At 51.8% G+C, this 17277-nt stretch carries 14 protein-coding genes, 1 tRNA gene and 2 pseudogenes; 8 read left to right on the top strand and 9 right to left on the bottom strand.

Features of this window, described 5'->3' with window-relative positions; all coding sequences use genetic code 11:
• The first annotated feature begins 239 nt into the window (after nucleotides 1-239).
• The 5 genes from yacG to E6C51_RS07955 all read left to right on the top strand — a co-directional run bounded on the left by yacG (nucleotide 240) and on the right by E6C51_RS07955 (nucleotide 3868).
• Nucleotides 240-449, top strand: a complete 210-nt coding sequence (yacG, locus tag E6C51_RS07975; RefSeq protein WP_146931934.1) for a DNA gyrase inhibitor YacG — start codon at nucleotides 240-242, stop codon at nucleotides 447-449.
• Between the two features lie 164 nt (nucleotides 450-613).
• Nucleotides 614-689 (top strand) — tRNA-Phe (locus E6C51_RS07970).
• A gap of 191 nt (nucleotides 690-880) precedes the next feature.
• Nucleotides 881-2188 (top strand): tyrosine-type recombinase/integrase, encoded by a 1308-nt coding sequence (locus E6C51_RS07965; protein WP_190235598.1) that lies wholly within the window; start codon nucleotides 881-883, stop codon nucleotides 2186-2188.
• Nucleotides 2189-2318: 130 nt separating this feature from the next.
• Entirely contained in the window at nucleotides 2319-2765 is a 447-nt protein-coding gene (locus tag E6C51_RS07960) for a hypothetical protein (protein ID WP_190235597.1), read from the top strand.
• A 254-nt stretch (nucleotides 2766-3019) separates the two neighbouring features.
• Nucleotides 3020-3868, top strand: coding sequence for a DUF2958 domain-containing protein (locus E6C51_RS07955; protein WP_190235596.1), 849 nt, complete (start codon nucleotides 3020-3022; stop codon nucleotides 3866-3868).
• 3 nt (nucleotides 3869-3871) lie between these two features.
• Here E6C51_RS07955 and E6C51_RS07950 read toward each other — a convergent pair whose 3' ends face one another.
• The 4 genes from E6C51_RS07950 to E6C51_RS07935 all read right to left on the bottom strand — a co-directional run bounded on the left by E6C51_RS07950 (nucleotide 3872) and on the right by E6C51_RS07935 (nucleotide 7243).
• Complete coding sequence (locus E6C51_RS07950; protein ID WP_190235595.1) at nucleotides 3872-4537, bottom strand: AAA family ATPase; 666 nt, start codon at nucleotides 4535-4537, stop codon at nucleotides 3872-3874.
• A 64-nt stretch (nucleotides 4538-4601) separates the two neighbouring features.
• Complete coding sequence (locus tag E6C51_RS07945; protein ID WP_190235594.1) at nucleotides 4602-5357, bottom strand: hypothetical protein; 756 nt, start codon at nucleotides 5355-5357, stop codon at nucleotides 4602-4604.
• Nucleotides 5358-5436: 79 nt separating this feature from the next.
• Nucleotides 5437-6423: a hypothetical protein gene (locus tag E6C51_RS07940; protein ID WP_190235593.1), complete on the bottom strand. Its 987-nt coding sequence runs from the start codon at nucleotides 6421-6423 to the stop codon at nucleotides 5437-5439.
• A gap of 352 nt (nucleotides 6424-6775) precedes the next feature.
• Nucleotides 6776-7243: a hypothetical protein gene (locus E6C51_RS07935; protein ID WP_190235592.1), complete on the bottom strand. Its 468-nt coding sequence runs from the start codon at nucleotides 7241-7243 to the stop codon at nucleotides 6776-6778.
• Between the two features lie 113 nt (nucleotides 7244-7356).
• Between E6C51_RS07935 and E6C51_RS07930 the strand changes: the two genes are divergently transcribed.
• Nucleotides 7357-7788: a hypothetical protein gene (locus tag E6C51_RS07930; RefSeq protein WP_190235591.1), complete on the top strand. Its 432-nt coding sequence runs from the start codon at nucleotides 7357-7359 to the stop codon at nucleotides 7786-7788.
• On the opposite strand, the gene E6C51_RS07925 is transcribed toward E6C51_RS07930, so the two are convergent.
• From E6C51_RS07925 to E6C51_RS07915, 3 genes are all read right to left on the bottom strand, one after another.
• Entirely contained in the window at nucleotides 7726-8562 is an 837-nt protein-coding gene (locus E6C51_RS07925) for a hypothetical protein (RefSeq protein ID WP_190235590.1), read from the bottom strand. The two genes, E6C51_RS07930 and E6C51_RS07925, sit on opposite strands and share 63 nt — an antisense overlap.
• 8 nt (nucleotides 8563-8570) lie before the next feature.
• On the bottom strand, nucleotides 8571-9140 hold the full coding sequence (locus E6C51_RS07920; RefSeq protein WP_190235589.1) for a tyrosine-type recombinase/integrase: 570 nt from the start codon (nucleotides 9138-9140) through the stop codon (nucleotides 8571-8573).
• Nucleotides 9141-10051: 911 nt separating this feature from the next.
• Nucleotides 10052-11638, bottom strand: coding sequence for a DUF6119 family protein (locus E6C51_RS07915; RefSeq protein WP_190235588.1), 1587 nt, complete (start codon nucleotides 11636-11638; stop codon nucleotides 10052-10054).
• A gap of 457 nt (nucleotides 11639-12095) precedes the next feature.
• Between E6C51_RS07915 and E6C51_RS07910 the strand changes: the two genes are divergently transcribed.
• Together E6C51_RS07910 and E6C51_RS07905 are read left to right on the top strand one after the other, a co-directional pair.
• Nucleotides 12096-13481 carry an AAA family ATPase gene (locus tag E6C51_RS07910; protein WP_190235587.1) on the top strand — a complete coding sequence of 462 codons (1386 nt, stop codon included), beginning with the start codon at nucleotides 12096-12098 and terminating at the stop codon, nucleotides 13479-13481.
• Nucleotides 13482-13483: 2 nt separating this feature from the next.
• Nucleotides 13484-14440, top strand: coding sequence for a DUF4435 domain-containing protein (locus tag E6C51_RS07905; protein ID WP_190235586.1), 957 nt, complete (start codon nucleotides 13484-13486; stop codon nucleotides 14438-14440).
• A 420-nt stretch (nucleotides 14441-14860) separates the two neighbouring features.
• Here E6C51_RS07905 and E6C51_RS07900 read toward each other — a convergent pair.
• Both E6C51_RS07900 and E6C51_RS07895 read right to left on the bottom strand, forming a co-directional pair.
• Nucleotides 14861-15816, bottom strand: a pseudogene (locus tag E6C51_RS07900) (IS630 family transposase).
• A gap of 99 nt (nucleotides 15817-15915) precedes the next feature.
• Nucleotides 15916-17050, bottom strand: a pseudogene (locus E6C51_RS07895) (IS3 family transposase).
• Between the last annotated feature and the right edge of the window lie 227 nt (nucleotides 17051-17277).

The following is a 17277-nucleotide window of genomic DNA, read 5'->3' as shown; positions in this document are numbered from 1 at the left end:
CCTTTGTGCGGCATATTTGACGCACGGCGCTGTAGAGTGGTGCGGCTGGCTGCCATGACGCATCATCTTAAAAACAAAGAGCATTTACTTTCACCGAATCAGTACAATGCTTTTTTCACGTGATCTTGCGCATTTCCAACGAGACATCCGTGCTCACATTGTCAGAAATGCGCTTACAGCATCCTTTGTGCGCCCTGTATGGTGCGCAAAGAAGGCAAACTTGCTCTCAGGACGACATCATGAGTGACGACACGAACAACACGGCAAACGTAGCACCATTGCGCAAGCCCGTCCCCTGCCCCGAATGCCGACACCCTTCTCATCGCGATCATTACCCCTTCTGCTCGGATCGCTGCCGCACCGCAGACCTCTCCCGCTGGCTAAAAGGCTCCTATGCGATCCCCGTGGCTGAAGATGAAAGCAAACCCGACGACGAATTTCGCGACTGAAAGCATTGTTCCAAAAGAACTTTCAAGCTTTTTCCGTAGGTTGTCAAAAAACTGCCATTTGGCGCTAGACACAAAAAAATTAGATGTTATAACCGCGCTGCTTCAGGGGAAAACAAGTCAACTGAAGCAGCTTAGAGAGCTCACAAGAGACCTTCGCTTCAAGTGCCCGGATAGCTCAGTTGGTAGAGCAGCGGATTGAAAATCCGCGTGTCGGTGGTTCAAATCCGCCTCCGGGCACCATTAATTTACTGAAAACGCTAGGTTTTTTAAAAGGTCTTTGAGCCTGAGTATGCTGGAGCTACGCTAGCGCACGTCTAGCACAGCCCGCAAAATTGCTCTTTTCCTTCAAGGCTCACCGTTTTGTACCGGATGTGCCTTAGCACAATTTTAGCGCAGCTGTGCTACCGACGTAACAGTAGGAGCAGCAGCGCATGGGCAAACAGAAGTCTATACCCTTTACCCTATTCCGCCGGTCAGGAACCGGGAATTGGTCGGTACGTTTTTCTCTCAACGGCCGGCAAATAAGAGCCACGCTCGGCACACCCGACGAAATGGCCGCAACCACGAAAGCGTGGACGCTTTGGGGAGAAGCAAACTACAAGGCCCAGAACGGCATCTCCGTTGTGAAGAAAACATTTGAGGAAGTCGCCGAAGAATTCATCACATACTTTGAAGGGCGGGTCCGTCGCGGGGAGAAAAGCAACCATCAGCTAAGGGATTTCCCACCGGTGATCCGCCGCTATCTTGTGGGCTTTTTCGGCGACAAACCGATCGACACTATACGAAAATCAGATCTGGTTAGGTTCATCGAGTGGCGTAAAGAATACTGGGTATCAGGTCCTGGAAAAGATATCGAACGCATTCATTACGTTCGAAATGGAAAATCCCTTTCTCGAAAGGTTGAGCACACGATCCCCAGCATCAGCCGGTTGAAAGCTGAGTTAGTGATCGTAAAGGCTGTCTTCGACCAAGCCCATGACTGGGAATACATTCAACGTCTTGAAATGCCAAAGCTTAGCGTCAAGCAGTCGGCTGGCCAGAACAGGCGTCCCAGCTTCACCCCGCAGGAGTTCGAGAAACTTCTGAACACGTCTCTTGAACGCATGCTACCTCATAATCTCACTGGCAAAGGCAAGATGGTTGTCGGAGACGACGGCAAGACCCAGCGGCACGAACGGCAAAACGGCCATGTCCTGCGCGATCGCGCGAGATTGCATCATTTTATCGAGTTCATGGCTGCTTCGGGCTTACGCCCACCTGAGGCGAAAAATCTGAACTGGGGAGACGTAAGCGGTTGGAGGGATATTAGGACCAAGCCTCTGAAAGACCAGAGCGTCGTCCTAGAAGTGCACGGGAAAGGTAAACGGGGGAAAGCCATTCCCAAATTCGGCGCTATCACCGCACTGCATGGTCTTTGGGACCTGTTTAAAGCAGAGACAGGGAGCGAGCCGGAAGACACCGATCCTGTATTTGCAGATCACAATGGAAATCGCATCGCGAGTTTCAAAAACGGCTTTAACGAATTACTTCTGGCTGCCGGTCTGAAAACAAACAACGAGGGCAAGGCGCGAACGACCTATAGCCTCCGGCATTTTTACATCAGCGAACGCCTAGCCGATGGGACGGATATATACGCCATCAAAACCAATACACGCACCTCAATCAAAATGATCGAGAACTTCTACGGACAGGTCGATGCGCGTCGGTTCAGCGATCAGCTTGCTGACAAAGACCTTTAAAACAAACTCCACTGTTGCCGATTGCCGCAAAAAGCTGGCTGTTGACATGCTCTAACGAACTCTTTGCTCGCCCTTTCTGTAGACGGCTGTATCCGGGAAACACGTTCAACGGTTTCAGAAAGGACACAGCATGTCTCACCTCAAGGCACTCAAGCTCACATCTGCCGTACCGGTTCGCGCGACCGTTGATCCGGTGCAGCGTGCAAGGGAAAAGATGGTCGCGGCACTGGCCGAGCAGAAGCAGATGGCCGAGGCGAAGATCGCCGGTCAGGTTTTTGCTCCCACGCATATCGTTCGTCGCAAGAATGCCGAGGGGCAGCACATTGAGATGGAAACGCTGAAGCGTGTCCGGCAGGGCTGGTTCAGCGATGCAAGCGGCAAGGTGTTTTTTGCAACCCGCTATGCCGGTAAGCCCATCGAGTTCGCGAAGGACAAGAACGCGATTGAGGTTGGCGACATGGCGGCACTGCCGAAGGTCATCGATACGCTGGTCGAGGCCGTACGCGCTGGCGAGCTTGACGCGCAGTTGACCGCTGCCGCCGCAGAACGCGGCCAGATGCTGCGCAAAGCAAAGTAAGCAGCGCAATCTTTTTAGAACGTACAGCCGAACCCCATGAGATGGATACCATCTCATGGGGTTCGCGTTTCTGCCTTCGGGTCCAATGCAGCGTCAACAGCAAGCGCTTTGCGCTGGCCGCTGCACGGCAGCACTTTCGATCTTGGCCTTGCTCCTTGATATGTCTATGCTTCTGCACGATAGCACCCGGCGCGCGCACCTGCTCACCTGACTTTCTTCATCGCTACCCGATATGAAACTCGCAGAACCTGTGCTTGGGGTTTGCGGCCACCACGCCGTCTCTTTGCTCGCCCTTTGGCCGATCTGGAATTTTGTTTCTGCCGAAATCGAGCGGAGACCAGATGCAAATCCATTCAAGCAACAATCGCAACGAGAAACCTACGCAAGCGCAAATCGATCTGGCCTTTCTGTTCACGACCGACCTGCATGTGGGAAGCTTGCCCTTCTATAAACAGAGAGCCAAGCGCTCCTCGCTCGACCTCACTTACGAGATCGACGATGTTTTTCATCGTCGCAGCTACATGTCGCCGTTATCATGGCGGGCGATCATGCTGTTTGCGCTCAACGAAGGCAAAACAGTCAATGTTCACGAGATGGACAGGCCGGGTCGGTACAGACGGCTCTTTCCGAGAACGTTGATGCGCCGATTGTATTGGCATGCGCGCCCAAACGCGGATTTCCCACCCGTTGCCCGCCTCTACGATCCGAACGGACAGTCTGTCATGTTACTAACCCGCAGCCGTTTTTGCGGTCATGCCGTCGATGCTCTTCACAATCTTGCTGATGGCAAGCCTGTGTTCCAGCCATTGTGGATTTCCGACATCATGGCCTTGCGTCCAATGCTCGGCATCGAGCTAGTGCGCGATGAAACCTTCTCGACCAGCAGGCCGATCGGTGCCTATCTGGAAGCCGCCGCAATGACTGGCCGGATTGTCGATGAGCGTGAGCTTTCCAGTTTACCTCTCTTGGGCAATGTGCCTCGGCTCGCAATACCGCCATCTTCACAGGTCGTTCGCAGGATCTTTGAGCAAGAGTGCCGGGAAAACCCGGCACTAACGAACCTGCAAGATCGCTCAATTTATGAGGACTATTCGCCTGCATAAAGGTCACCGCATGTTTTTGCGCGTAATGATGTCTTCGATAACGCCCCACATATCGCGGAACGTAGCGAGGCCACTGCTATCCTTGGTCAGCGCGATGCGGAGGTCATCAATGGCATAAGGAATGCTTTCGCCATCTAAGACGCGACAGGCCATAGGCAGCACATCATCCACGGTTGTCGCGGGAACGTCGAGCACAAGGCAGCGGTCACGAACGGGCTCGCTAATTCCGCTAAGATGGTTCGTTGTCAGGATGAAGAACACACCCTTGTCCACGGATGGGAACTTGGTCATCAGCCCCTTAAGCGAAGCCATCGCCTGTGTGGTGAAGTCGTGGGCCTCGTCTAATATGATCACTCGCAGGTTTTGCGCGTTGCGTGCGTATGTGTGTACGGTCTGGCTGATGCTTTTGATCATCTTGACGCTCGGGTCCTCCGCCGCATCGACAAAACGGATATCATAGGGCGTCATATCCGGGATGATCTCAGCCGCGAGCAACTTGGCGAGTTGCGTCTTGCCACTGCCAGCGGGGCCGACCAGCAACAATGGACGCGTAAGCGTACCCTTTGGATAACCGTGAATGACGGTCATCGTCTTGATGTTGAATGTCGTGTAGTCGGCAAGCTTCTTGGGCTCGTACTTCGACATGAGCGAAGACAAGTTGATTGTCATGGGAAAAATCCTTCATTTATGGGGAGAGTGCGGTGGTGCTTGAAAGCTACCACCGCATGCCAAGTCACTCGGACTTGCCAGCAAGACGATCCTTAGCAGCGTCCTGCTCGTCCGTGTTCGGGCTTGTCAGCGTCAAGATGACCTTGAAATCCTTGACGTTTGCCGGGTTGGCAAGCGCTTCACCGACACGCTTGGTCATCGCCTCGATAGCGCCGTTGCCTGTCTGAACCGCAACCACTTCAAAATCACCGTTTGAGCGTTCACTTACAAACCAAACAGCCTTCTTGGAGCCGGAATGAACTGGAAGCGCCCATGCACTCTCCTTCGGGCGTGGGATGACGAACGCATCATTCCGTTCGTCCTTCATTGCGTTGTTTGCCTTGGCGATGGCAGCGCTCTTGTCGACCTTGTTCTTCTTGCTGAGCTCTTCGTAGTCAGCACGCCGAATGGCTTCGACGCCGTGGTTGTCTTCGATCCACTTGGCGAAGACATCTACGCCAATCTTCAAAGCAGCACCTTTGATCATAACTGCGGTATAGGCACTGGCCTTGGAAGTATCAGCGTTGCGGAACACCAACTTGGCGGCAGCAAGCTCACCCGGCGCAAGCGTCTGCAACTTAATGCCGATTTCCTTTGCGGCCTTGTGCAGAGCAACCTTGTCGTGAGTTTGGCTCAGACGGTAAGCATCCTGCATTGCCACGTAGAGCGTCTTATTTGTCGTTCGCAGGTTGTCCATGTAGGTCTGGACGTGTTCGTCAGCCTCCGAAAGGGCGGCCTTGATCGTCTTACTGGTGATTTTGTCGAGGGTGATGATAGCCATTGTAAACTCCTTGTGTTCGGCGTTAATCACAAGGACATTTCTAGGCTGAAGACGAAAATTTAGCCCTACAGCTGGACAGCTATAAAAACCGTGAAATCAAAAGGTTACGGGATTTCAGGGAGGCTGTCTTTGACCATATCTTGCTTTTCATGGCCCGTTTCTTGGCCAATTCGTATTTTCCGAAGGCCATAAGCGCGTTCATGGCGACTTGCGGCCGCGCTTCATATTTCGCACTTCCATTGTCCACTTGTTCGGCCGTGGTGGCGGAGACGGCAAGCCAAACGCTTTCTCTGCGTGTTACTATAGTGCTCCGCGTATCCGGCAATTCCTCACGAGCATAACGCTCTTGAAGAATGTCGATTTCCTTATCGCGGCGGCTGAATGGTAAAGTCATCTGCTTATCGATCCAATCGGCAATATCCTCGATCATCGCACATGCGGATACGATGTGATCGCGCCGCCACCGTGTCCGATAGCGCACCAGCCCAGTGTGGTTCGGATCGCCACCTTCTAACAGACCCTCGTCGTAGTCTTTGAAGAACCTCGCTCTCTTTGCCCGTGTGAGATGAGTGTTATGCTCCAAGGTCTCGGCGCTGATAAGGAAATTAAAGCGGTTCTTCTCAAAGGGGGACAAACTTTCGTATTGGCGGCGCTCGGATGGCAAAAGGCCGTCGCGTTTCAGCCCTTCTGCATCTGAGCGGGTACGCTTACGGAGTGCATCGCGCTCGGCAGGCCTGAGGCGAACACCGCGCTCATAAGCGGCTGCATTCTCACGCATTTTCGCTTCGTTAAAATCCGGTGTAAGAAGTTTGAACCAAACGAGGGTCATTGCCTCCAAAGACTGCTGGCGCTTGATTTCATCGGGATCCGTTTCGAACGGGTCTGGGGTGAAAATATCGAGAAAATATCCGCTGTCGTCCGGCTTCAAACTACGAATAGGCCAAAGTCGTTCATGAAATTTCGCCGTATTCTCAGAGATTTCCGCGCTGGTGTCGATGCGGAATGCTCTGCGGACAAGTCGCGCGCGGCGGATGAGATCGAATATTGAAGGTGTCGCGTTTTTCATGTCAGTAATTTCTGATTTGTCGTTTTACACGTGAAATACCGAGGCATCTATCAATATCTTATATGCCCTTTTGGCGATGAAGTGAGGAGAAATTACGGTGGTCTTAGCTGGGGAATTTGGACCCGGACGGATCAATCGGTGGGATTTTTTTGTGTCGATGTTTGATTATTCAATGTCTTCTTATGTGATACAAGTCGCATCCTTTTAAACGACATTTTCGGTTCCACTGAACCTTATCATCTGTTGGTAGAATTCCATTGCCGCTCTTTTGAAGCAGCAAGGACGTTGGAGACATGCAATGCGCGCAAATGCAACGTAGGCGTGGCCACACGGGTTTGCGCGTATCTATGGTTCAATGCTTTATAAACTGGCTGGCGACGACGACCTGATCCCAGTCGAACAAAAAGCTCCTCATTTCTTTGGTGCAATAGCCAGCGACGCCAACAGCATCATACATAGGCTGGAAATTAGTGGTCCCCGCCTTGGTCAGAGTATTCCATTTACGGGCTGTCAGGAGCGGAAGATCAACCGTCGAGTTGTCCGGAAATCTGAGTAATCCGTGGGCATGAATGTTCGTCTTCGTATGCTCGATAACAAAAATCCCGTTGGTTCGCTTATCGGAAGAGTATGTGTGGAACTTATGCCCGCAGATTTCACGGTCCATCATTCCGCAAAACTTGCCGATAAGCCGCGTCATCTCTGACATGTCACCGGTGTCGTTTGTCGCCAAGGTGATGAATGCATTTGGCGTCATCTGCTGAATAACCTGAATATAACCCTCTCGTAGTCGTTGACGACGTTCCTGATTGTTCTGTGCCATGCCATCTCCCTGCTGCTCCGTCAGCAGCAAATTTTGATAAATAACTCAGCTATTTATGCCTCAGCAGCACATGGCGGCACGCTGGGAAGGAAGTGTTTTGGACGGAGAACGTTATGGGATTGGATATCGAGTTGCTTGAGACGCTGTATCAGCGGCTATTGGAGGCCGGATTGGTGCAGAGCAAGGTGGAGTTTTCGACTGAGCTATTAGGCAAAGGCGCGAGCTACCTGACTTCAATGAGCGCGCGGGAGCGTCATGTTCCCGAGGCGGTCTTTCATTCGCTGCTTGAACGCATTGAACTTGATCAGAAGTCGGCGGAATGTCGCATCAAGGAACTTGAGGTAGAGCACCTGCGATGCCGCGCTCAGCAATATCAACGGAAGCTGGTTGCTGAGTTGCTACATGAACGGCTGTCGGCGGACGAGCCAAGGCCGGGAGTTTGTGCTCGTGCTTGGCTGTCCGCATTACGGCCCCTGTTGCACTCAATCGGCCTTTACCGCATTCGAAACGCGGCAGCTGCGGAATTTCCAAACCGCGCTGTCTGACACAAATTTCACGGTTTTTCCGGGCTCTACAATCGTCTCGCTGAAACCATTGGGTTGGTAAGCCGGATAGGCATCGACCTTTATCTGCTGTTCCTTGTCGTTGACGCAATTGAACTGGATGTTCTTGAGCGGCACCTGATCGCGATTGGTGACGTAAAAATCAGTTCTGCGGTCCTTAGCATTCCGTTCGAAGCGCAGATCAAGCTTAAATGGCAACGGCTTAACGAAGGTGGCATCGGTTGCCCAGCACTGCATCAGGTTCGGGTCGCTGCGGTATTGTCTGAAATCTGATGGTGTTACCACAAGCGTCGTTGCGCCATACCCCGTGTCCAGCTGCGCCAACCTGCCAAAGCCGCCTGTGAACAATTTTGCGACCGGCTCGCCGTTATCATAAAAGATGCGACAGGCTACGCCAGCGGCAAGCATCGGGTCCTTGCCTGCATTGGTGATCCGAACAGAGCCGGTTACCTGTCCTTCATTACGCAGGATTTCCACCCTGATCGGCACGTTTTCGGTGACCTTATACGTGGGGAGATCAAGCGCCCAGAAACGGAAGGTCGCTCCGAGAATATAAGACAACCCAATGAGTGCACAAAAGATCAGCCACGAATACGCGCCAAGGCCCGCCCATACGGCAACACGGATCGCAACGACGCCGACGGCAACTATGACCACGAGGATCACGATGTAAAAAGAGCCGAACATATGGGAGAAGGAGCCACCACCTACCCAAGTGGACAATACGACCAATATGAAAACAATCAGATGTAGCATGTTCGACCTCACAACAAATCCACGGCGGCTTTCATCATGTCGTCCCGCACATCGATATAGCGTTGAGTGGTGGTGAGGTTTCGATGCCCCGCCAGCGTCATGATGACCTTCGGGCTAACACCGGAATGCGCAAGCCGAGTGATGAACCAGCGGCGGCCACTGTGCGAGGTCGCCCCTTCAAGCCCCGCCAGCTTGTAAATCTGTCCCATCAACTGGCAAAGCGTGTTTGCGGAAAACGGCGAGTGCTTCTGTGTCAGGAGCAACGGCGCATCGCCGTCCCAACCTTCGGGCCAATCCACACTGTAACGTTCGATCTCGCGGCGCAGCCTTTCATTTAAAAAGACAACACGGGCATGACCGCCTTTGGTGATTTCAGCCCGAAGCCGCAATTGCTCTCGCACCCTACCTTCGCCGTCGAACACGTCGCGGACGGTCAGGGCGGCGATTTCACCCACCCGTAACCCGGCGAAATGCGACAGCATCAACGCTAGCCGATTTCGTCCCGCGTGCTTCATTTGCGCGGTAACCGCCAGCAGCCGTTTAAATTCTGCGTCCGTTAAAACCCGAGCCTGTTTCATTCAAACCTCATAAAAAACAGCGTTTTCATGCCGTTCGTTATGTTTCCAATGAGCAGAAAGGGCGAGCGCTGGTTCAAGCGGCGAAAATGTTCTGCGGGATCAATGTGTTAATATCGGTAGGAGCGCAAACGTAAGAAAACGTGTGTTTTGTGATGTCCCAGCTGAGGCGGGGAACTGAACTGGAAGAGACGCTTGTACCGCTGGCCTACTGCTTCTGCGTACGAAGCAATACAAGGTCCAAGTCATTGAGGCAGTCAGGAAATACGTCGATGGTTGATGGTTCGGTCCGGTCTATAGGAAAAAAATCCATCTGCGCTCGATTATCAGGCAATAGCCTAACGAATACAGGGCGCGTCAAGTCGATCATCAAATCGATCAGAGTGCCGAAATGGAATGTCGTTGGATTTTCCAGTCCCACGCCATGGATTATAGTTCCTCCGGCCAGTCTCTCGACATTTCGCGCGATGAATGGAAACCAGCCATTTCTCTCCAAACTCGTCGGCAAGGTTCGCAATCTAGGCTTGCCCGATGCCGTATAAGGCGAATACTGCGGAGGGCTGTTCGTGCAAGGATGCTTTGGCCACGGTGGGCCAAAGGCGTCGAAATAAGTGCCACCACCAGCTTTAAAAGGAATATAGAAAACAGCTTTGCGACAATCTGGACAAGTAGCATTCGGGCCATTGAAGTAACTTCGTATGGACTGAGGCTTCCAACCTTTCCAAACAAAATTTCTGATCGTGGCACGCCCAACTTTTCCGAAATTGCATTGGCAATCATCAGCATGGTTGTTCCCATTGCAGGCCATACCCTTAGTTCCTTCCTGAAGGTCTCAGCATCTCAACACGGCTTAAAGCCACCACTGTTTTTCTCGGTTTGCCTGAACGGATTGTTTGCAGCTTCCCGTCGCCGCGTCACATAGCCACTACAGGCCCAATCCAAGACAATGCCACACGGTAGTTCATGCGTCGCAACTGCTTACTAATACTCGAAAGAGCGACTTTGCTGAAAAACGGCAACGTGGCGTTACCTTCATGAAGCAAGGCATAAACAACCCGATATTGCGCCGGGTCTGGGCGTTCTGCGGGAACTATCAGCCCAACATCCGGCATTGCGGCACGTATCTGATCGCGCAGGGCAGGATAGTCGAGAAACGCTTCAGCCGAGACGTGCCCTTGCATGAAGAGGTGACTGAGCGTCTGCGACCTACTTCTCCGTTTAACGTGGATTAGGTCCCTGTTCGCGGCAAGCAAATCGCAAAACTCGACCCGTCCACGTTCCCCCTCGAATGCCACGAGGTTTTTATCGTAAAGGAATAGATCATCCCTGCCATCGACGGCCCGCTCATTGTAATCACCCTCTCTTTCACCGGGAACATAGGCTGGAAGGCCTATGTCAATTACGGGAATATCGGCAATAGCCTCGTTAATATCGGCTACGAAGTCGTTACGCACCGCGTACCATTCATCTGCTGCGAGAATGTAAAGTATCCCGTCGATGTGGATTTCAGCGGAAAGGCATTTGAATACCACCCAACGATCAAAGAACTGCCCCTCATCGGATGCAACCCGCACTTTGTCGCCCTTCAAATGCGTGAGGGTGAGGGGACGCTCGTTGCTAAACAGATCCAGATAGTCTCCGAGGCGCAGTTCGTCGTGCCCGTCGCCACGACCAGACCCCGAAAATTTAAATCGGTCAATGTTTTGGTAGTCGACGATTTCGGGGGGTGCCATGTGAATGCCATCAATTAAGCCAGCGATCAAACGAGCTAGCAACTCATTGTCGAGCTGTCCTATCCGAGCTTTGTCTCTAATCGGCGTAATCTTCCCGTACCAGGGGAACATCTCCTCGAATGCGTTGTCCCCGTATGACGTCACGATCTGAAGAGCTTTGTCGTCGATTTCGTGATAGCTGGTATCGCAGCTTAATTTTAGCCCATCGGCCCCTGTAAGCGTTCCGCCGAAATTGTCTTCTCCCGACTTTCCGGTAATGGCTTGGAGAATGATCCGGTTCATCTCGATCCCGAAATCGAAAATCTCCCCGGCGCGGTTATTTTGGGAGCGCGTCTGGATAGTCGCGTCCTCAGGCCGTCTGGTATCCACGCTCTTGATGCGCTCGCGGCCCAATCTGTTTAGGGCGACCCTAAGTCCGAACTGGCTTTCAAGTGCCTCCGGTCGAAGGTCCTGAAAGCCCATGCCAAAGCACAACGCTAGCCAACGGCTTTCTGGAGCCTGATCGCCGTCTATCGGCAATTCGACACGCACAAAGAGAACCGCTGCAGCCTGCCCCCCGAATAATCCATTGAAATGCGCGCGGTCAGGTTCTGCGAAGAAACTAATCCATCCGGGCGGTGCGCCATAGGCCTGACCGGCAAAGAGGCGCTTGTTTCCGGGAGCGTCGCTTAGCTGCTTTTCCTGAAGCTTATTATTATCTTTCAGTGCATCTGCTGGATCGACAATGTGCTGCTTTAACAGCCGAAACGAGTATGCCTTCTTTGCCATCTGCACCCTCACATGCAAATCAAGGTAGTTGACAGATTAATACATCAACCAAAAGACTTTCATAGGAATTTCTGCGCCAGTGGCAAATTCCGCAAGAATATGGCTAGTAAGACGCAGTTAACCGTCGCCTTAATCGCAATCGAGGTCTGTGACGCTTAGGAAAATTTGGTTGTATGTAGGAGGCTGACGAAATTGGACGCGTCACCGTTAACCTTTGCGGCTTTCCTAGCAGGGCGATGTACCATAACGGGGGGCGACCTGCGCCAAGCGCGCGTCCGTACAACCCGCCAGTCTTCAGGGTAAATTCTATCAGCAATTTCGACAGAACATCAGAAAATGTGCGTTCCTTCGGTTCCAGATTGTAGTCTAAATCTGCACTGGCGACCTCCGTCAACCGAAGGTAAACCTATGTGTGCAAAAGTTCGAGCGTTTCAAAGAAGACGGGCAGAATGAGCTAATGACTGACGAATTTTACAGCACAGGTGAACCCGATGGGGTGGTTGACTACCTGGCCATCTACGGCTTGCACAAAAAACACGATGTATTTCTCGAATTTGCCGGCCGAACTACGATATTTATTGCAGACAACGGATCGGGTAAGACAACGGCGCTTTTCATTCTCCAGCTGATCTTACGCAAGCAGTTTAGCCAAATCAGTAAATTTGAATATGAACGTATTGAGATTAAGTTCTGCGATGCTAAGCCTGTCTCCTTTTCGCCGGATGACTTCGAAAAGAGCAGAAACGCCTCAATGCTTCGTACGTGGCTTCACAGAGGAGATGTCAAATCCCACGAAATCTTTCAGTTGGCGAAGCAGGTTCGACAATTACCTTACTCGCATTTGCGAGAAGAAACGCTATTCAACTCGGTAGCTCGGCGTCTGAGGGTGCCAAGTAAAGTGTTCTACGACAGATTAATAAGGTTTGATTATCGCCCTGACGGCGAACCAGATCTCGTTGATCAAATGGAAAACTCACCTATACTACAGCTAAGATCATATCTTTCAAATAATATAGATGCTTCAGTTCTGTATCTCCCTACCTATCGACGTGTTGAACAAGACATGCAGCACGATGTTGATGATGATGATGATGGCAATGAAGAAGAAGGCGTTAGCATCCACTTCGGCATGGGTGACGTTAAGAGGAAGATCGAGCGAGTAACGAGCCAAATCCGCGATCACTCTATCATGTCATACGGACAGATTAGTGGACAGATGCTGGGTCAATTGGCCGAAGACAGTGCCCTCTCGGCCGAAATGATCGGCCGACTAACCGATCGTGGCAGTGTAGAGCTTGTGCTCGCGAGAGTGGGCGAGAACGTGACTACCCATCAGCGCGGTTTGATATTGGATGCGATGGACAGCGGCTCGCTGTTGGAAAACAGGCATTTGTCATTCTTCCTTTCTCGGCTAATCGAGGAATACGATCAAGTCCGCGAACTTGATAAGGCACTTTTAAGATATGCGAGTGTCTGCAACGGCTATCTCATCAACAAGAAAATGCGATATGACAGCTTGAATGCCACGCTCGGGTTGTTCGAAGAAATTACCGGCGACAGGATCGATCTTGAACATCTCTCTTCCGGGGAGAAGCAAATTCTCGGAGTGATGGCAGAGTTATATCTTGGCGACGATGCTTCATACGCCGTTATATTTGACGAGCCAGAATTGTCTCTTTCCGTGGAATGGCAGAAGAAAATTCTTGTAGATGTGGCGGCTTCGGAGAAATGCAAGCTTTTAGTAGCCGCGACCCACTCGCCATTCGTTTTTGAGAATGATCTTGATCCGTTTGCGCGGGCTTTGGATGTTCGCTTCCGGCCAGTCAAGAATTCTGTGGAATAACAATGTCAATCACGCCAGAAAGCCTTCGTCAGAGCCGAAAATCGTACGCAGTAATTTTGCAAGGAATAATCCGAGAGTTCTCGAGAGATGAAGATTTATTCTTTTTTCTTGTTGAAGGAAAGGATGCTCCGTACTATCGCCCGCGTATCAATGGGAAGATCCCTATTGCAAGCACGAAATCCGCCTTCAAAAACTGCGATGGAAAAAAGAATTTGAAAGAATTGGCGAATGCTATTCGCGCTAATTCTTCTTTGATCCGCCTTCAATATTTCCTTTTTTTCGATAGAGATTACGAAAACGATGCTGTTCAAATCGAATTTGGAGACGCTTTTGTAACGAGCGGATATTCAATAGAGAACTATTACACAACTGCGGCAGCTATGTCGGCGGCGGTTCGATCACTGTTTTTTGCAGATGCCGTGCACACAGAGGATGACGAGGCCTCTGTGAATGAGATTATCGAAGCATTCACCTCCTTGCAGGCAAATGTGCACTTAGAAGTGGCACTGTTTAACTACTGGGCTTGGGCGCAGCGGCATAGTACTCGCAATGGAAAATTGGACTTGGATGCGTTCTCTCTAAAAAACTTCGTCGAATTGGATTTTGGAACTGGTACAGCGAAGTCAATGTACGACTTGGCATCTTTGAATGCATTGGCACCTGACCGCGAGCCGGTCACATCCAAAGAGATCGAGACGGCGGCCAAATGGTTCTCTACACGGAGCACTCAATTACATTTTCGCGGGAAGCAAGAAGCCGAGCTTCTAGTTGCATTTCTACAATGGCTCGCTGAACGAGCTCAGAAATCGGAGGCTCCTTTCAAGGCGAAAAGAAAATGTTCGGCTAGATTGTCAAAGAAGGAGATTATTGCTGAACTTTGCCCGTACGCTGATACACCGTTGCATCTAGCATCCTTTCTTGATCAAAGAATGAGACATTTAGCTGCTATGCGTGCCTAAGTAGCTTTCCGGACACTGCCTTAGCACAGTTCTAGCGCACTAGAGAGTGCCGCATTGAAATACAATAATTTATCGGCTCTCTCACCCAATTGAAAATCCGCGTGTCGGTGGTTCAAATCCGCCTCCGGGCACCATTCTATCTCATTGTTAGAGTTGTGTTTTTCCATATTTGAATAATTCCATGAATTGGCGATTTTGACACTTTCAAACTTCGGGTTTGACAACTTTCGTTTTTCGTTTGTTCAGTTCTGCCTCGAAATGAGCCACCACTGACGTTGCGCGCGTCGTGAATAGTGTTTCGCCATTGCCTCTGTAGTATGACCCAGCACCAGTGCTGGCCTGCTACCGGTTTTTCGGACACTGGGTTAAGCTTATACCTTGTTTTCAAATGCCATCGGGCTGAGATAGAGCGTCGTGCGATTAATATGACGCATATCCTGCGGCCTTGAAGAAGTTGAAGCATTCGTTCCTGTTGAAGAGATTGCAGATTGATCCAAGTGTATTTGAGAGTGCGTCGAAAGTTATGGCTGCAGCGGCCCTGAGATGCGCCTTGATCTTAGTGAATGCAATCTCGATGGGATTCAGGTCAGGGCTGTAGGGCGGCAGGAAGAGAAACCATGCGCCGTGATCCTGAAGGATTTCGGCAGCTCTTTTGCTTTTGTGGGCGGCCAGATTGTCAAGGATGACGACATCGCCGCGTGACAGGGTGGGAGCGAGCTGGGTTTCAACATAACAGTCGAAGGCAGCAAGGTTCATGGGGTTGCTGAGTATCCATGGCGCGGTCAATCCGAAGCATCGAAGCCCTGCGATAAAGGTCTGCGTTCCCCAATGTCCAAACGGTGCGTCCATGCACAATCGTTCTCTGCGTGGGCAACGACCGCGAAGGCGCACCATCTTCGTGGTCACGGATGTTTCGTCAATAAAGACAAGGCGATGCGGCTCGAGTTGCATGCGTGGCCGGCGCTTCGTGATCCAGATATCACGGTCCAGACGTACCGTTGCGCGTGCGCGTTCCGATGCCATAAGGGCTTTTTATATGGGAACCCTTCTGCCACCAGAACCCGTGACAAGGACGAGGGCAGCACACGAACACCATGTATCTCCTCAAGCTTGTCAGCCAATTCAGGCACGGTGATATCAGGTTTAGCCTCGACTTAAGCAATCAGAAAGGACCGATATGACGAAAGCTTGCCGCTACAAGATGGACGACCCTGACGGGGCGGTAATATTGCCCCCGTTTGACGGCAGCGTTGCATGATGCGGATGGCCGTGCTGTCGCCAATGGCGAAACAGCGCGCTGCCGCACGGCAGGAATGGCCAGCCTCAACCATGGCCACAACACGCTCGCGAATATCCAGTGAATGTGATTTGCCCATGAACACCTACACTCAAAAGAGAATCATGAAAGCAATCGAAATCAAACATCTAATGATTCACGTTTTGTGAACGATGCTCTAGCCCAGTGTCGAATGCCGTCATTTCGGATTATAGAAGCGCTCGATGTAATCGAACACATCCGCCCTAGCATCATTCCGCGTCCGATAGACCTTCCGCGCCGTCCTTTCCGTTTTGAGCGATGAGAAGAAGCTCTCCATCGCAGCATTGTCCCACACATTCCCGGAGCGGCTCATTGAACAGGTGATTCCATGATCGGTCATAAGGCGCTGGAACTGTTCGCTCGTGTATTGGCTCCCCTGATCCGAATGATGCAGAAGCGCTTCCGGCTTCCTCTGCGCCAGATGGCCATGATGAGCGCATCGGTAACCGGTTGGGCCGTCATGCTGACATTCATTGACCAGCCAACAACGCGGCGGGAGAATAAGTCGATCACGGCGACCACATAAAGCCACCCTTCCGCCGTCCAGATGTAGGTGAAGTCTGCGACCCATTTCTGGTTGGGTCGCTCGGCATAGAACTGATGATCGGGCACATTCGGTCCGATCACCGAACGCTCGCCCGCATCTTTCGGCAGGCCACGCCGCCTGGGACGCGCCCTCAGAACATTTTGGCACATCAGCCGTTCAATGCGATGAAGCCCGCAGGATAGCCCTTCCGCCAGCACATCATGCCAGACACGGCGCGCACCATAGGTTCGATCGCTGGAACGGAAGCTCTGCCCGATCGTGTCGAGCAGGACTTCATCATAGCGGGCATGATCACTCGGCGAGCGATCAAGCCAGGCATGGAAGCCCGAACGTGAGACATTCAGCGCTTCGCAGAGCCATGCCGCAATTCTAGTTTCATGGCCAGATCGAACGGTGCTTTGCAATGAACGCGAAATTCGCTGCTTTGCGCGGCCCTTCGGGTCATATCACGTCCTTGGCAAAGTAGGCTGCGGCGTTCCGCCGGGCAATCGATTCATTGGATCGATTGCTCTTCCGGCTTCAATTTAAGATGTCACGCTCCGCCTTCAGCTTGCTTTACCTCGCGCCGCAGACGCTCGATCTCAAGCTGCTCTGGCTTCATCTGACCGTTACCAGTAAATGATTGAGCTGGATCTGCGCCGAATTCGCGCACCCATTTTCGAAGCATCGTCTCATGAACATCAAGATCGCGGGCCGCCTGCGCCACGCTGACACCGCGTTCCTTGACCAGTTTCAAAGCCTCAATTTTGTATTTCCGACTGAACTATCGTCGTTGCATTCATGCTCTCCGGTTTCATGCAGAACACCTTAACTCAGTGTCCACAAAACCGGCAGCAGGCCACACCTCAACAATTCCGGTTCGCGCGAGCGTCGATCCACTGCAGCGTGCGCGAGAAAAAAAGGAATCCGAACGCTGACCAATCGGAAACAGATTGCCGAAGCAAAGATCGCAGGTCAAAGCATGCTTTACCG

It is taken from the genome of Gillisella terrae (genome assembly GCF_004801395.1).
In the GTDB taxonomy this organism is placed as follows: Bacteria; Pseudomonadota; Alphaproteobacteria; order Rhizobiales; family Rhizobiaceae; genus Allorhizobium; species Allorhizobium terrae.
The sequence above is the reverse complement of the archived record's forward strand: the minus strand, read 5'-3'. Positions and strand labels throughout refer to the sequence as shown.

What these genes read in the sequence shown, in the direction of transcription:
- E6C51_RS07910 (WP_190235587.1), top strand. Translation starts at nt 12,096, where the DNA reads ATGACTGACGAATTTTACAGCACAGGTGAACCCGATGGGGTGGTTGAC.
- E6C51_RS07905 (WP_190235586.1), top strand. Translation starts at nt 13,484, where the DNA reads ATGTCAATCACGCCAGAAAGCCTTCGTCAGAGCCGAAAATCGTACGCA.
- E6C51_RS07965 (WP_190235598.1), top strand. Translation starts at nt 881, where the DNA reads ATGGGCAAACAGAAGTCTATACCCTTTACCCTATTCCGCCGGTCAGGA.
- E6C51_RS07935 (WP_190235592.1), bottom strand. Translation starts at nt 7,243, where the DNA reads ATGGCACAGAACAATCAGGAACGTCGTCAACGACTACGAGAGGGTTAT.
- E6C51_RS07945 (WP_190235594.1), bottom strand. Translation starts at nt 5,357, where the DNA reads ATGGCTATCATCACCCTCGACAAAATCACCAGTAAGACGATCAAGGCC.
- E6C51_RS07950 (WP_190235595.1), bottom strand. Translation starts at nt 4,537, where the DNA reads ATGACAATCAACTTGTCTTCGCTCATGTCGAAGTACGAGCCCAAGAAG.
- E6C51_RS07925 (WP_190235590.1), bottom strand. Translation starts at nt 8,562, where the DNA reads ATGCTACATCTGATTGTTTTCATATTGGTCGTATTGTCCACTTGGGTA.
- E6C51_RS07920 (WP_190235589.1), bottom strand. Translation starts at nt 9,140, where the DNA reads ATGAAACAGGCTCGGGTTTTAACGGACGCAGAATTTAAACGGCTGCTG.
- yacG (WP_146931934.1), top strand. Translation starts at nt 240, where the DNA reads ATGAGTGACGACACGAACAACACGGCAAACGTAGCACCATTGCGCAAG.
- E6C51_RS07915 (WP_190235588.1), bottom strand. Translation starts at nt 11,638, where the DNA reads ATGGCAAAGAAGGCATACTCGTTTCGGCTGTTAAAGCAGCACATTGTC.
- E6C51_RS07960 (WP_190235597.1), top strand. Translation starts at nt 2,319, where the DNA reads ATGTCTCACCTCAAGGCACTCAAGCTCACATCTGCCGTACCGGTTCGC.
- E6C51_RS07930 (WP_190235591.1), top strand. Translation starts at nt 7,357, where the DNA reads ATGGGATTGGATATCGAGTTGCTTGAGACGCTGTATCAGCGGCTATTG.
- E6C51_RS07940 (WP_190235593.1), bottom strand. Translation starts at nt 6,423, where the DNA reads ATGAAAAACGCGACACCTTCAATATTCGATCTCATCCGCCGCGCGCGA.